This is a genomic window from Pseudomonas sp. GLN_2, assembly GCF_043106005.1.
In the GTDB taxonomy this organism is placed as follows: Bacteria; Pseudomonadota; Gammaproteobacteria; order Pseudomonadales; family Pseudomonadaceae; genus Aquipseudomonas; species Aquipseudomonas alloputida.
Genome location: NZ_JBICMC010000014.1, coordinates 14,940 through 29,656 on the forward strand (window position 1 = coordinate 14,940; position 14,717 = coordinate 29,656).

The 14,717-nt window shown below is 64.1% G+C and carries 10 protein-coding genes; all 10 read right to left on the bottom strand.

The window, feature by feature from the left end:
• Positions 1-169: 169 nt before the first annotated feature.
• Positions 170-1,210 carry an AraC family transcriptional regulator gene (locus ACF8Q6_RS03615; RefSeq protein WP_392490585.1) on the bottom strand — a complete coding sequence of 347 codons (1,041 nt, stop codon included), beginning with the start codon at positions 1,208-1,210 and terminating at the stop codon, positions 170-172.
• 4 nt (positions 1,211-1,214) lie between these two features.
• Positions 1,215-2,333, bottom strand: a complete 1,119-nt coding sequence (locus ACF8Q6_RS03620; RefSeq protein WP_392490588.1) for a nitrilase-related carbon-nitrogen hydrolase — start codon at positions 2,331-2,333, stop codon at positions 1,215-1,217.
• The gene (locus ACF8Q6_RS03625) at positions 2,333-2,455 is read right to left on the bottom strand and encodes a hypothetical protein (protein WP_257645153.1); all 123 of its coding nucleotides are present in this window, start codon (positions 2,453-2,455) and stop codon (positions 2,333-2,335) included. The genes ACF8Q6_RS03620 and ACF8Q6_RS03625 overlap by 1 nt, the downstream gene beginning before the upstream one ends.
• Positions 2,456-2,505: 50 nt before the next feature.
• Positions 2,506-5,061: a fimbria/pilus outer membrane usher protein gene (locus tag ACF8Q6_RS03630; RefSeq protein ID WP_392490584.1), complete on the bottom strand. Its 2,556-nt coding sequence runs from the start codon at positions 5,059-5,061 to the stop codon at positions 2,506-2,508.
• A gap of 83 nt (positions 5,062-5,144) precedes the next feature.
• Positions 5,145-5,891 (bottom strand): molecular chaperone, encoded by a 747-nt coding sequence (locus ACF8Q6_RS03635; protein WP_392490583.1) that lies wholly within the window; start codon positions 5,889-5,891, stop codon positions 5,145-5,147.
• Positions 5,892-5,962: 71 nt separating this feature from the next.
• On the bottom strand, positions 5,963-6,562 hold the full coding sequence (locus ACF8Q6_RS03640) for a fimbrial protein (RefSeq protein ID WP_392490582.1): 600 nt from the start codon (positions 6,560-6,562) through the stop codon (positions 5,963-5,965).
• A gap of 117 nt (positions 6,563-6,679) precedes the next feature.
• Positions 6,680-7,327, bottom strand: a complete 648-nt coding sequence (locus ACF8Q6_RS03645; RefSeq protein ID WP_014859525.1) for a response regulator — start codon at positions 7,325-7,327, stop codon at positions 6,680-6,682.
• Between the two features lie 69 nt (positions 7,328-7,396).
• Positions 7,397-10,615, bottom strand: a complete 3,219-nt coding sequence (locus ACF8Q6_RS03650; protein WP_392490581.1) for a response regulator — start codon at positions 10,613-10,615, stop codon at positions 7,397-7,399.
• Positions 10,616-10,699: 84 nt separating this feature from the next.
• A complete protein-coding gene (locus ACF8Q6_RS03655) occupies positions 10,700-11,893 on the bottom strand; it encodes an EAL domain-containing protein (RefSeq protein ID WP_392490580.1) in 1,194 nt (397 codons plus the stop codon).
• The gene (locus ACF8Q6_RS03660; RefSeq protein WP_392490587.1) at positions 11,890-14,697 is read right to left on the bottom strand and encodes an ATP-binding protein; all 2,808 of its coding nucleotides are present in this window, start codon (positions 14,695-14,697) and stop codon (positions 11,890-11,892) included. The genes ACF8Q6_RS03655 and ACF8Q6_RS03660 overlap by 4 nt, the downstream gene beginning before the upstream one ends.
• Between the last annotated feature and the right edge of the window lie 20 nt (positions 14,698-14,717).

The window sequence follows — 14,717 nt, forward strand, 5'->3', positions numbered from 1 at the left end:
TAAGCTTGTCATCATCCCTTCATCCCACCTGCTTAGGCTGAAGGCGATACCTAAAAAGGCAAAATGAGCAAAGAGGACGCAGGGCAATGGATGAATACCAGGAAGAACTTCTCGAAACCCAGGCTTACGAACTGGACACCCCGGAACCGGCCGACGACGCCACCGAGCTCTAGCCCGGCTGCCGCTGGCTGCGGCGGAACGCCCCCGGCGTGAGGCCCGTCCAGCGCTTGAATGCGCGCTGGAAGGCCTCGGCTGAAGCAAACCCCAACAGATAGGCAATCTCGCCAAAGGCCAGTTCCGTATCACGGATGTAGGTCTCGGCCAGGTCGCGCCGTGTTTCGTTGAGCAAGTCGCGAAAACGCGTGCCTTCTTCGGCGAGCTTGCGGCGCAAGGTCCAGCTTGGCAGTTGCAAGTGCAGCGCCACTTCCTCCAGGTCCGGTTCACGGCCGCCATTGAGCAGCGGGCCCAGCAGGTGAGTAATGCGCTCACCCAGGCTGCGCACCCGCGTGCGCTGCAGCAGCTCTGCCTCGCACAGTTGCAGCAGGTGCTGCCAGGTACTTGGGCAATGCCCTGGATTGGCCAGTTGCAAGGTGGCGCGGCTCAGACGCAGCTGATTGCCGTCGGCGGCGAACTGCACAGGCGTGCTGCAAAGCGGTTGATAGCGCGCGGCATAGGAGGGCGCGGCAAACTCGATCTCCAGGCGTTCGGCCTGCACCGGGGTGCCGGCAAGGTCGGCCAACTGGGCCAGCCACCCGGCCAGCAGTGAGTCGACCACAAAGCGGTTGTAGTCGTTATATGGGCTGATGGAGTAGAAACGCAGCCAGGCGCCCTGGTCATCTTCCTGAAAGCTGGAATGGCCACGGTAGTTGGCCGCGTAAAGCGGCTCGAAACGCAGCAGGGTGCGCGCGGCCTCGCCGAGAGTGGGCGCCTGGGCCGCAGTGACCCCGGCCAGACCTGTATGTGCCAACCGGCTCAGGCGCCCTATGCGCAGACCTAAAGCGGCCTCACCGCTCATTTCGATAGCGGCGTGGCCCAGGTGCATGTAGCGGGGGATGGACAGGCGTGCGCCGGCCTCGCTCAGGCGTGTCGCATCCAGGCCGTAGCGGCGCAGCAAAGGTTCAGGGTCGTGGCCCAGTTCGCGCAGGGCTTCGCTCAAAGGCTGGACAAAACCCACCGACAGCTCGCCCAGGCGCACGCGGGGGCGGGCCATGGGCTTACAGCCACACATTCAGCAGGCGGGCACCCGGGCTGGGTGGGGCGGCGAGCAACGCTCCCGACTGGTGAGCAAAGCCCTGGCCATCGCTGCCCTGTTCCCAGAACTGCCCGCGCATGAACACGCTCATGCTGCTGATGCCGGCTCCAGCCACTTCGGTCAGGCGTTGCCAGGCCGTCTGTTCACTGACTTCGCCGCGCTGCAAGGCCAGCCCGGCGCTGGCATCCTGATGGCGATTTCCCCGCCAGGGTGCTTGCCAGCTGCCCTTGCCACTGAGAAACGCTGGGTTGGCGATCAGTTGTACGGCTTGTTCAGTCAGTTGCTGGTGGTTTTCCGGGTACCAGCTGTCACTGCCCACCAGTATCCCCAGGCGCCCGGCCGGGGTCTGCACGACCTGCAGCGGGTGCTGGCGGCCGTGATGGACGAAACGGCGCATTTCACTGTCGGGATATTGCTGGCGCTGGGGCTGCCCCAGTAGCGAGCCGTCACCGGCAAACACCACACTGCTGTTGAACAGCGGGCCACGGCCGGTATGCAGTACGCCTTGTTTTACATAAGGTTCGGGCAGCACGATCGAACCGGCCACCAAGGTGACGCCAAATTCCTTGGCCAGGCCGCCGAACAGCTGCTGGTAGTCTGCGGCCATCTGCTCGGCCTTCATGCGCAAGTGCGCATCGGCGCGCCAGTCGTCGCCGTCAGCGCCAAGAACCGCGAGGCCATAGCGCAGCGGGTTGCTCAGTTCCAGCCATTGTTGGGCTTCGTGGCTCTGGGTGACTTGATACAGCTCGTTCTTCTCTCCGCGCGCCCACAGCCAGGTACCGATGTGTTCCGGCAGCACCACCACCGTGCGCGGGTTAACCAGGCCTTGGGCGCGGGCTTGCTCCAGATAGGCTGCGAGCTTGCGGTGCAGGCGTTGCAAGTTCTGATAGTCGCCCGGGTACAGCAGTGGTTCGACACCGAGCAGGTTGCCGTGCTCGCCCGGGACGCCATGGTTAAGCGCCAGTTCGATGCGCAGGTCGGACAGGTAGTGGCCTTCCGGGCGCTGTTGGGTCCAGAAGCCATAGCCGCAGAGGGCGGCGATCATCACCAGCGCCAGAGCGCTTGCCAGGAGTTTTCGCATCAAGCGTGGGTATTCGCTAAAAATGGAGTGGCCATGCGGGAAATCAAGGACATGGTGCGGCCTTTTTCATCAGCATCGGAATCCTTGTTGCGCTGCCTTCTTGCAGAGTCGCGTTTGATCATACCAAAGCTACCGGGCGCTTATGAGTATTCTCTGCAGACAAGAGCGGGTGTCACGGCCGGCAAGCCAGGCGCTGACGTTCATAGTTAACTGCCTTGTCCCGTTCCGGAAGGGTGTAAGGTGCCGAACACTGGCGCTCACCCCACTTGATGGTCAGGCTGCCCTGGTCCTGTTCCAGGAGTAACAATGCCTTGCCGCTCGGGTCGGAAATTGCCAGTTGCTGGCCCGCAGCGTCCTCGACCGAGGCCCCGAACGGTATCAGTTGACCGCGCTCGTCGAACAGCTCGAACTGCACCCGACGCCCGCTCTTGCCGGTATAGCGGGCAAGCACCACGGCACCGCGGCGAGGCACCAACTGCTGGGTGGCGTTGTCGATTTCGATGTCGCCCCCCAGGTCACTGGTGTCCAGGCTGATCCAGTTGACGCGATAGGGCTGGGCGCTGGGGATCACCGCATAGCCATTGCGCCCGGTCTCCACACCGCTATAGCTGCTGATCTTTGCGCCCTTCACACCCGGCACTTCGGCCAGGGCGAAGGTCTCACTGAGCGACTGGCCGAGGTTGATGCCGCCCTGGTGGGCAACCACGGCGCCGGCAATGTTCAGGTTCTGCGAGTCGTAGCCGCGCCCCTGGCTATAGCCCAGGCTGATGTCGGCCACCGAAGTGCGGGTGTTCAGGTTGGCCGATGCCGAGCTGCCGCTGGTGCGGCTGTGGCCGCCCTGGATCGAGTAGAAGGTGTCGCTGGTCTCCGACAGGTAGCCGTTGATGCCGGCCTGGGTGGTGTCGTTGCCCTTCTGTGTGCTGGTGGTGACGAACGCCCGCGGTGCGCGGGCGCGGCTGCCGAGTGGGAACGATACCGACAGGTTGAGCTGGGTATCTTGCCCCGATGGGCCTGAGTTCCCCAGCTCCTTGGTGCGGCTGACGTCCAGGTTGTAGGAGATCTCGCCCCAGTTGTTGCTGTATCCGGCGGTCAGGCTCTGCGAACCGCCGCGGTTCCAGTAGCGCTGGTCGGTGGCGGTCAGATACAGGCTGCCGAACGCGCGGTTGCGGCCCAGGCTCTGGTTGATGGTCAGGTCGGTGCGGGTCTTGGAGTTGCCACTGCGCTTGATCGCGCTGGCGCTTTGGTCCTCGACATGCTGGGTGAGGGTACGGAAGCCCTCGGTGGAATAGCGGTAGGCGGCCAGGGTAAAGTTGGTGTCGGTGCCGGTGAATGTCTTGGCGTATAGCGCCCGCAAGCTGTTGCCCTGGGTGGTCTGGCCCTGGGCCTTGCTCGAGGAGTGGGTGACATCGAGCGAAAAGGCGCCCAGCAGTGTGTTCAGGCCGCTGCCCACGGCCATTGCCTTATAGTCTTGGGTGGCTTGCAGGCCAAAGACGCCCGTCACGGTGTTGGTCAGGCCGTAAGCCAGCGTCGTACTGAGCATCTGCGGCGTGGCCAGGCCCTCCGTGTTGCTGTTGTAGCGTCCAGCGGACAGGCTGTACTTGACCTGACCGCCACGGACCATGAGCGGCAGGCTGGAGAAGGCCTGCACGGTGACCCGCCGACGGCCGTCGGCCTCGATGATGGTGACTTCCAGGTCGCCATTGGAGCCGCTGGGGTAGATGTCGCTGATCTCGAACGGGCCGGGCGGTACGTTGGCGGTGTAGAGCACGTAGTTGTTCTGGCGAATCTCGACCCTGGCGCTGGTCTGCGCCACGCCACGCACCACAGGTGCGTAGCCGCGCTCGCTGTCGGCGCGCATGCCTTCGTCCGAAGCCAGCTTCAGGCCGCGGTAGCGCACGCTGTCGAACAGGTCGGTGTCGCTGAAAATGTCACCGGCGCTGAACTGGCCTTTGAGCGCGGTCACGTCGTGCTGCACATAGCTGCGGTTGCTCTTGAAGGTGTCCGGCTGCCCGGTGCCGCTGCTGAAGTTCGACTCGTTGCGCAAGCGCCAGCTGCCGAGGTTGATGCCGTTGCGCAGGCTCAGGTTGTTGGCGATGCGGGTCTCGGCATCGCCGGCGCTGCGGCTTGTGTTGAACTGATAGTTCACGAACGCAGCAGACACCCCTGCGTCCCACAGTTGCGGGTCGACGTAGCCGCGCAGGCCGCGTTTCATGGCGACCTGCGGGATGCTGGCGGACAGGCGCAGGTGACCCGAGTCGTAGCTCAGGCTGGCCTGGTCGATCAGTGCGGCCAGGTCGTGGCAGGCCAGGGCGGTATCCAGGCGCCCCAGTGCCTTGAGCTTGTCCATGTCGATGCCCAGCTGCTCGAGCAGTTCCAGGGTCAGGCAGGGTTCCACCCGACCAGTCTGTGGGTGGCGGTTGAATTCGATGTCACGCCGGCCTACCAGCACTTCGTTGCTGTACAGGTCTACCCGGTAGTTGCCCGGCAGCACGCTGTTGGCCGACAGCAGCATTTGCAGGTCGACCGCCGATTGCGCGCCCTGCAGAAAGGTGGTGTTGAAGCCCTGCAGGTGGGCGGCGTCCTGCGCCGATGCAAGGCTGGGCAGCGCGGTGCAGATGACCAATGACAGGGCGTTGAGCTTCCAGGCCGGACGAAGCGTGCCGCCACTGAACGCGTGCGCGCCTGCATCGGCTCCCTCGACAGGGTGGGGGGCGATGGACAGAGACATACCAGAAACCTATTTCATATCCCGGCACGGGCTGGGCACGGGGAGGCCGCGCGCGACCAGGGCACGAGGTGGGGGCTACGATTTCACAAGGTGATGGCGGGTTCGGCAGGCTTGGCGCTACCCGGCTGGGCAGTGTTCAAACGCAAGGAATATCCATGTTGGGCGCCATAGTCGTTGATGCTCTTGAACGTCAGCGTCAACGGGCCGTCCATCTGGGAAAATACCGAGGTGAATGTCTTTTGTTCGCCCGGGGCGATCATGGCTGAATCGGCGCTGAGCACCGTCTGTTTTCCGCGTTTAAGTTCGATATCGGCCATCGACACGTGATACAGGCTGGGGTTGTTCACGGTCAGTTGTGGCTTCCCGGCGCGCTGGGTCAATTGCCAGACCAGTTGTTCGGGGGCCAGCAGCGCATTGCCGGGCAAGTTGGCCGGGCGGAAGAAAATCTTGATACGTTGGCGCACCGCCAACTGCAAGGTATTGGCCTGGGTACTGGCTTGCGGAATTTCCTGGACATTGAGCCAGACCACCGACTCGCGATCGGTCGGCAGGCCCTGGCCTTCATAGAGAATGCGTAGCAGTTGTTCCTGCTTGGGCAATACTCTGGCCAGCGGTGGAGTAATGGCGAACGGTGCCTGTGCGCGGTCGCCGGCATCGACCCAGGATTGCACCAGGACTTCCTGGTTGCCATTGCGCACGATGACATTGGCTTCTTTGTGCGCACCGTCGAACACGACGCGCGTAGCGCTCAGGGAGATGCTGGCAGTTGCCTGGGCGGCGACGAGCATGCCCAGCAACCCGAGAACGGGGTACAGAGAACGACGCAACATGGTTGGGTACCTTGCGGGGCGAAGAAGTGGCGAGGCTGGTCAGCCTCGCGCAGGGAGCAGCGGCGAAGTGATTACTCGTACTGCAGGATGAACGGCAGGGTGGCGTCACCGCGACCGGCGGTGGCAGTGCCGGCGGCGCCCGTGGTGACGTACGCCGCAGAGAAGCTCAGGGTGGCGTCGCCGCCCTCGGCGCCAGTGCCGTGTACGTCGCTCTGGATCTTGGCAGTGGCAGCCGAGCTCAGGTCGATCAGGTTGCCATTAGGGTCGAGCAGGGCAATGCCAACGTTGGCGGCAGTGCCGGTGCCTTTGGTCAGCGCCAGGACTTTCTTGCCGGTCACCAGGCCCGAGCCGCCGCTGTTGGCATCGAAGATCATCGCCACCTTGGTGCCGAGGTTGCAGTTGACGTTGAGGTTGAAGTCCTTGCCGGTCACGCGGCCAGCTGTCGGGTTTTCGGCGGTGCCCATGTCCTTGATCGAGACGCTGCCCATGTCCACGGCGATCACGCGGTCGGCGTTGGCGCCATCGACCGAGCAGGCGTCATTGTTGATCACGCCGGTGAAGGAAATCTTGCCGCTGCCACCGGTGACTGGCCCGGTGGCCTCGACGGCCAGTGCACCGGCCGAAGCGGTCAGGAGCGAGAGGGTCAGGGCGGCCAGGGAAAATTTATTCATATTGATGTCCACATGAGAGTGAGTAAGTGCTGCAACTTAATGCACGCTCACAATAAGTCAGGTGGTTTCTCTGGCCCATCAGACGAATCTTAATGGTGGGGCAATGACGCGCGCTAGTTAATTAAAGATATGACTCGCCAGGCAATAGGCCAACAATTCCTGATCGCTGTTCACTTCAAGTTTGCGCATCGCGGAAACTTTCTGCGCACTAATGGTCTTGGTACTTCGATGTTGGCTGCGGGCGATCTCACTGACACTTTGTCCGGCAACAAACAGGCGCAGTATTTCGAATTCCTTGGGTGACAGGTTTTCCACCCGTTGATCGATGGCGGTGTTACAGGCGACCACCGACTGCCTTGCCGGTGCCGGCGCCCGGTAGGTGCTGTTGCGGGCGACGGCATTGAGGGCCTTTTCGATTTCGCCATGCAACTGGCTCTTCTGGATCACGCCGTCCACGCCCAGTTCCTGCAGCCGTGTCAGGATCAGCGGGTTGGAAATCATCGTCAGCACGAGGATGCGGACAGCGGGATAGTGACGTTTGAGGTAGTCGATCAGTTTCAGGCCGTCACCGTAGGGTGAGTCTGCCGGCATGTTGTAGTCGGAGATGACCATGTCCACGGGTTGGCGTTCGAGCAGTTCGATCAGCCCTTGCGAACAGACGGCTTCGCCGACCACGCTAAAGCGTGGGTCGCGTTCGACCAGTTCCCGGACGCCGAGCAGCACGATGGGGTGATCGTCGGCGATGATGACCTTGAGTTTTTCCATAAAAGACGACCCGTTAGCCGGTGCGGATGGGAGGGTTGTTTCCATGCGCTATCAGCGCTGAAGTTGATTCTATGCGAGGGCATCGAGTATTGCTGACAGCCTGTCCAGCACCCCCCCCAGCTTATCGGCCAGGGCTGCGTCGAGCGGCGACTCGGCCAGCGCGGTTTCCAGCGCACAGCACTGCTCGGCCAGTGGCCGGGACTGTACCGCGCCCAGGGCGCCGGCGATGCTGTGCAGGCGCTCGCCAAGACGCCGCTGGTCGCCTTGCTCAAGGGCCAGGCGCAACTGCTGCATATCCTCGCGCAGGGTGGTGATGAACAGCGCGCGCATGGCGTCGGACACTTGCACGGTATCGGTGGCTGCAGGGGAGCGGGAGGGGGAGGCGCTGAGGCTGTCCGCTTGCGGACGGCTGGGCGCTTCGGCCAGTGCTGGCCGACACAGACGGACCAGATGGCTGCGCAACGCCTGCAGGCTCAACGGTTTGACCATCCAGGCATTCATGCCCACCTCGAGGCAGCGCTGGCCTTCTTCTCGCAGTGCATTGGCGGTGACGCCGATGATCGGCAACCGGGCGTCGTGCTGGCGCAGGGTCCTGGCCAGTTCGTAGCCATTCATCAACGGCATGTTTACGTCGGTCAGGACCAGGTCGAACTGGCCTGGCTGCCAGCGTTGCATGGCCTGTTCGCCGTTGGCCGCGACCACCGTGGTGCAGCCCAGCGCCTCGAGTTGCTCCTGCAGGATCGCCTGGTTGATCGGATTGTCCTCGGCCACCAGGATATGCAGGCGCAGAGCGGCGCGTTGCTGTTGCGCGGTGTTCTGGTCATCGGGCGACCCGCCCTGGCGCACGACCGCGATGAGCTGGGCGATGGCCCGCACGTCATGCAGGTCTACCCGCCAGCAGCCGTCGACGAACGCGCCGGGGGTAGGGCCGTCGCTGCTGGCGCAGATCCGTTGGCCATGCCAGTTGGCGGCGTCCGGGCAGTCGAGCAGGTCTACCAGCAGGGCCTGGTGGTTGTCCTTCTCCAGGGGTGGAATCGTCAGGGTCGCGGCGATACCCAGACGCTGCAGCCAGTCGACGCCATGCTGGGCAAGCTCCGGTATCGGCGCACGCACATACACCGGGGTCGGGTCGGGCCCTACGCTTGGGCAGTCGCTCAGCGCCCCCTGCGCCAGTGGCAGGCTGATGTTGAGGGAAAAGCTGCTGCCCAGGCCCGGCTCACTGACCACCTTGATCTGGCCACCCATCATGTCGGCCAGCCAGCTGCAGATCGGCAGGCCGAGGCCCGCGCCGCCCTCGCTGGAGGCGTCGGCGACCTGGTAGAACAGCTCGAAGAGCCTGGCCTGCTGCGCCTGGGAAATGCCAATGCCGCTATCGGCAACCTGCCATTGCAGGCGCACGTGGGTGTCGTCGAGCGCCAGCACGCGGGTGCGCAGCACCACCCGGCCGGTGTCGGTGAACTTGATGGCGTTGCTCAGCAGGTTGTTGAGGATCTGGCGGATGCGTATCGGATCGCCCACCACCTGCGCCGGCAGGCGGGCGTCATGGCAGGCATAGAGCAACAGGCCCTTGCGCTCGGCGAAGGCGCGATAGGTGCGCACGGTGTCCTCAAGCATGTCCAGCGGGCAGAACGGCACGGGTTCGAGCGCCATCTGCCCGGATTCGATCTTGGTCACGTCGAGCACGTCACTGATCAGCTGGAACAGGGTTGCCGAGGAGCGCTGGATAGTGTGCAGGTAGCCTTGCTGGCGTGCATCCAGGTGCGTCAGGCCAAGCAGCTCGAGGGTGCCCAGCACGCCGTACAACGGGGTACGGATCTCGTGGCTCATGGTGGCCAGGAACAGGGTCTTGGCGGTGTTGGCGGCGTCGGCGGCGCGCCGGGCTTCGTCGAGCGCCTGGGCGTCCTCGACATGGCGGGTGACGTCGTTGAATGCGTAAAGGCGCACGTCTTCGCCGTGGTAGCGGGTCGACACGAAACCGACCTGCAGGTGGCGGCCTTCGACCTGCAGGTAGTGCTCGCCACTGCGGGTGTGGCCCACTGCCGAGGCGAGGGTGCTGACCAGCTCGCGGGTGCCCTGCCATTGCTGCGCCCGCTGGTTCTCCAGCAGCACCTCGTTGTCGGCGCTGCGGACCACGCACAGGCCGGTCGGGGCGGTGTCGATGACCACCCGGCTGAAGGCCTCGCTCTCGGTGATGATCTCGTGGGCCGCGCGCGCAGGCAGGATTACCTGGCGCTGATACCAACGGATGACCACCCGGCCCAGCCCGATGAGGACCAGGAACGTGGCGGCGATGCCGGCCAGCGACCAGAACGCGTAACGGAAGAAGTGCCGGTAGGTCACGGTGTAGATCGCACTCCAGCCACCGTTGGCCTGTTCGTGGAGACGGAATACCAGGCCTTCGGGCTTGATGTTGAGGCCTTCATGCACCCCCTTCAGGGGCGCGGGCGCGCCGATCAGCACCTCGCCGGATGGGGTGATGAGGTTAAAGTGGTCATACACGGTCCAGTCCATGATGCGTTCGAAATCATCGATCTGGGCCAGGTCCACCAGCGACGCCACTTGCGTGGCTTGGCCCTCTGCCTTGCCCGAGCGCAGGGGGACGTTGGCGTAGGCCAGCACGCGTGGCGGGGAGGCCTGGTCCGGCTGCTCGACATAGCTGCGCCAGACGATCCTGCTGCCTGGGCCCCAGTCCTTGTCCTGAGGCTGGCGCACAATGACCTGCCTGATCACATCGATGAACGGTTCATTCTCCAGCTTGCCCCGCCCGCGTCCTGCGGCGGGAACCGTGATGTCGTAACGGGCATCCGGCGAGAACAGGAACACCTGTGGCGAACGGTACGGAGAGGCCGACCAGAACATGCTGTAGAAGCTGGCCAGGTTCGCCCCCAGGGTGAAGATGTCCGATACTTCGCGGTCAGCCAGGTTGCGTGGGTCGAATTTGAGGCTGAACGGCATGGAAAATGGAAAGATCTGGCCCTTGTAGATGTCCGGCCCTTCCTCGGGCATGGGTGCCAGCGCCGGCTCGAGCGCACGTGGGTAGTCGAGCAACTCCCCCTTGGCGCTGCGTTGCACGAGGGCCTCAAGGAAGGTTTCCTGCTCCTGTACATTCTCCATCAGCCGGGCGAAGTGGATGCTGACCGTGTCGCTGTGTTCGTCGATCAGGCGCTCGAGCGACCAGAGACTGAAGCCGGCCAGCAGCAGCGCCAGGCCCAGCAGGACGGTCATGCCTTTGTTCAGGCGCAGAGAGCTGCGGGCCAGGTTTTCCAGCAGGGCGTTGTACTGTTTCATGCAAGGGTCCGCAAGGGCGTGGGGGCATCGATACCCAACGAATATTACCTTTGATGCCCGGCCGGCGCTGAGAGTTACAGCCGGTCAGTAGGCTGACGGGGGACCGTCGTTGTGCAGCAGGCGCTGGAACTGTTCCGCCGACACGGCATGGGAGATCAAAAAGCCCTGCACCTGATTGCAGTCGACCTTGCGCAGCATTTCGAGCTCCTGAGGCGTCTCGACCCCTTCGGCGACCACGGTGAGCCCGAGCTTGCGACCCAGGGCAACGATGCTGGCCAAGGCCGAGGCCAGGCTCTCGCTTTCATCGCAACGCTGCACCAGCGCCCGGTCTATCTTCAGTTCGGTGAAGGGCGTCGAGACCAGGCTCATGTACGAGCTGTAGCCTTTGCCGAAGTCGTCCTGGGACAGGCCGAAACCTTTCATGCGCAAGCGGCAGGCGCCTGCATAGAAGTTGCTCAGCTCTTCGGGAATGGAGCATTCCATCAGCTCGAAGCACAGCTTGCCGGGCACGCCTTGGTGGTGCAGGACGAATTCCAGCAGCCGGTCGGCCAGGTCATGGCTATTCAGCAGGTGAGTCGGCAGGTTGATCGAAACCGGGATGTCATAGCCCCGTTCGCGCCAGCGCGCCTGGGCATCCATGGCTTGCTTGAGCATCACCCACAGCAGCCTTTCCTCCAGGCCAAAGGCATTGATCGTTGGCAGGAAGGTGCCTGGCAGCAACACCCCTTGCTCCGGGTGCATCCAGCGCACCAAGGCCTCTGCCGCGACGATGCGACCATTGTGCAAGGACTTCTTGGGTTGGAACCAGGCCTGAAAAGCTCGGTTGTTCAAGGCATCGACCAAGGTCTGGCGATCGAACTCGGGCGTGGCCGGTGCCGCCTGGACCGGTGCCTGATGGTGCAACTGCAATTGGTCGATCAGGCTGCGCAGCGCGGCGGGTTCGACCGGCTTGGAGATCAGCCCGAGCACGTCCACGCCGAGGTTCTTGGCCACCAGGCTCGCCGCCATGAGCATGCGCCGCGAGGCCACGCTCATGATCGCCAGGCCTGGCTTGTGGCGCAGGCCGGCAAGGTGCTGGATGAATTGCACACCGTCCATGCCGGGCATCAGCAGGTCGGTCAGCACCAGGTCGAAGTCACGCTGGCGCAGGCGCTCCAGCGCTTCCTGGCCATCCCGGGCTGCTTCCAGGTTGAAGCTGCCAAGCTCGCTGAACAAGTGTTGCAGGTACATATGCTGGAAGGGGTGGTCTTCGACGATCAGGATGTTAAAGGTCTTCAAGGGCTACCTCGATACGGGGCCAGGCAGTTGAACAGGATTTGCAGGTTGAAGGGCTTGATCAGGCAGCGATCCATGCCGGCGGCCAGGCACAGTTCTTCCTCGCCGCGCAGGGCATTGGCAGTGGCGCCGACGATGGGGCGGGTGCAGCCCAACTGGCGCAGGGCCCGGGTCAGTTCGTAGCCGTTCGTGCCGGGCATGTTGACGTCGGTCAGCAGCAGGTCGAAATGCTCGCGCTGCCAGGTTTGCAAGGCCTGCTCGCCATCGTTGACCAAGGTCACGCTGCAGCCGAGCTCCTCGAGCTGGTCGCGCAGGATCAACTGGTTGATGACATTGTCCTCGGCAACCAGCACGTGCAGCCCGAGCGGCTCGGTCAAGGGGGCCGGCGCGGCGGGGTCCCTGGGACGGCGCAGGCCCTGGGCCTGGCCGACAGCATGGTGCAGGGCGCCCAGGTCGTTGAGGTTGACCTGCCAGTGACCGGCCTCGTGCCGCGCCTCCCAGCAGTCCTGGGCGCTGGCCAGGATTCGCGGGCCGGGCCATTCGGCGACCAGCCAGCGTTCGACAGTGCCGGGATGCAGCTCGACCAGCAGTTCGCCGGGCAGGGCGCTGCCTGGCGCCGGCGCGCCGACCTGCGCACGCGCCCCCCAGCGGCAGAGCCAACCACTGAAGGCTTCAGCCAGTTCGTGTACGGGCGATACCACGTGAATGCGTTCGCCCAGCAGGTTGAACGGGGCGCTGGTGCGGCCTGACGCCACTTCCAGGGGTAGGGTCAGGCTGAAGCTGCTGCCCAGGCCCAGCTCGCTGACCAGGCGCAGCTGGCCGTTCATCAATTGCGTCAGGCGCTGGCAGATCGGCAGGCCGAGCCCGGTGCCGGGGATGACCTGGCTATGGCCTTCGGTCTGGTAGAAAGGCTCGAAGATGAACGGCTGGTCCTGTTCGGCGATGCCCTTGCCCGTGTCCGAGACCTGCCACAACAGGCAGGAGCGTTCGCCGTCGCGGTTGAGCAGCCTGGCCCGCAGCACCACGCGGCCGCAATCGGTGAACTTGACCGCATTGCTCAGCAGGTTGTTAAGGATCTGGCGGATCCGGTTGACGTCGCCGATCAGGTGTTCCGGCAGGCGTGGGTCCAGGCAGCTGTAGAGCTGCAGCCCCTTGCTCCTGGCTGCCGCGCTGTAGCCCTGGACCACCTCGCGGACCAGGTCTGGGGCACTGAACTCGCTGAGTTCGAGGGCCAGCTGACCGGCCTCGATCTTGGACACGTCCAGCACGTCGCAGATCAACTGCAGCAAGGTTGACGAGGAGCCTTCGATTGCCCGCAGGTAATCGCGTTGCTGGGCGTCGAGCACGGTGCGCGACAGCAGCTCCAGGGTCCCCAACACGCCGTACAACGGTGTGCGGATTTCGTGGCTCATGGTCGCCAGGAACTGGGTCTTTGCTTCGTTGGCGGTGTCGGCCGCGCGCCGGGCGTCGTCCAGCGCGGCCTCGATCTGCTTGCGTGCGCTGATGTCGCTGAACGCGCAAAGCAGCACCGGCTCGCCCTTGTAGCGGGTTGGCGAGCAGCTCAGGTACAGGTGGCGCCCTTCGGCGCTCTCGAAATAGTCGCTGCACTGGCCTTCGTGTCGCTCGAAAGCCTGCTCGATCCATTGCGCGCTACGCGCACCGCGTGCCGGGTCCTGGCCCAGCCACTGCTGGGCCAGGTGGTTCTCCAGCACCACCTGGCCATCGCTGCGGCGCAACACGCACAGGGCGACAGGTGCGGTTTCGATGACGTCGCGGCTGAACATCTCGCTTTCCACCAGCGCGCGGATGCGTTCAACCGTGGGGGTGAACAAGCGCTGGTCGAACCGCTGGATCAACACCCGAATCAAGGTGATGCTGAGCACGCAGAACAGCAAGGCACCCAGCAGCTGCTGCCACAGACCGGCGAGGATCGCGGACAGGTCGATCGCGTAAACCAGTTGCCAGTCCGAGGACATCAACGGCTTGCTGATGACCAGGTACTCTGGCAGGAGCCCCTGGCCGGCGAAGCCGAAGAAGTTGTTACCCACGGGATGGTGCAGCGAACGGTCCAGCGCCGGGCCTGGGGTGTTGGTGAACACCAGCATGCCGTCGGCATTGAACATCATGAACTTACCCGCGCTGGCATCCTCGAGCGACGGCGACACTGCATGGCTGTCGATCTCCAGGCCCAGCCAGCCAGAGCCCGGGTCGCGTACGTCCAGGCGCAGGAAGATGAACAGGCGCGAACCTTGGGCACCCTGGTCGGCCAGCCACAGTTCCCGAGGGGCCGTGCCCCGCTGCCCAGCAGCCAGCAGCTGCTCCAGCAGGGCAGATGAAGGCAGCGAGGCCTGGGCGTCAGCGTTGTACAGCCAGCGCATGGGGGCCTGCGCCGCTGTGTCGACATACAGCAGGTTGACCTGTCGGGCCTTGAGGTAGGCACACATACGCTGGGTCAGCCACAGGCTCCAGCGCTTGCCTGGCTGGCTGCCCAGTTGCAGGTGCACTTCCTCGCCCGGTGCCAGGGGCAGCCAGTCGACACCCGGCGCCGTTTGACGCACGGCTGCCAGGCTCAGGCTCTCCAGCAGCGCCTCGCGGTTGGTGAAGAAGGTATGGGCCTCGGCGATCGCGCTGCTCATGGCACCATGGCGCCGAGCGATATCGGTGTTGAAGGTAAAGGACAGGAAATTGTAGGCCGCGCCGAGAATGCCGGCCGATAGCACGATTGCCAGCAGCCGAAGCAGGCGGCGTGCTGCCTCGGGGTTGGAGAGAAGGGGGTTGATCTGTTGCAGGTAGGCTTTGAGTCGCATCCCGCAAATGTAGGCAGGCC

Excerpts from the sequence above, each read along its gene's own strand:
- ACF8Q6_RS03615 (WP_392490585.1), bottom strand. The coding sequence starts at position 1,210 with ATGGCCCGCCCCCGCGTGCGCCTGGGCGAGCTGTCGGTGGGTTTTGTC.
- ACF8Q6_RS03620 (WP_392490588.1), bottom strand. The coding sequence starts at position 2,333 with ATGCGAAAACTCCTGGCAAGCGCTCTGGCGCTGGTGATGATCGCCGCC.
- ACF8Q6_RS03625 (WP_257645153.1), bottom strand. The coding sequence starts at position 2,455 with ATGATCAAACGCGACTCTGCAAGAAGGCAGCGCAACAAGGATTCCGAT.
- ACF8Q6_RS03630 (WP_392490584.1), bottom strand. The coding sequence starts at position 5,061 with ATGTCTCTGTCCATCGCCCCCCACCCTGTCGAGGGAGCCGATGCAGGC.
- ACF8Q6_RS03635 (WP_392490583.1), bottom strand. The coding sequence starts at position 5,891 with ATGTTGCGTCGTTCTCTGTACCCCGTTCTCGGGTTGCTGGGCATGCTC.
- ACF8Q6_RS03640 (WP_392490582.1), bottom strand. The coding sequence starts at position 6,562 with ATGAATAAATTTTCCCTGGCCGCCCTGACCCTCTCGCTCCTGACCGCT.
- ACF8Q6_RS03645 (WP_014859525.1), bottom strand. The coding sequence starts at position 7,327 with ATGGAAAAACTCAAGGTCATCATCGCCGACGATCACCCCATCGTGCTG.
- ACF8Q6_RS03650 (WP_392490581.1), bottom strand. The coding sequence starts at position 10,615 with ATGAAACAGTACAACGCCCTGCTGGAAAACCTGGCCCGCAGCTCTCTG.
- ACF8Q6_RS03660 (WP_392490587.1), bottom strand. The coding sequence starts at position 14,697 with ATGCGACTCAAAGCCTACCTGCAACAGATCAACCCCCTTCTCTCCAAC.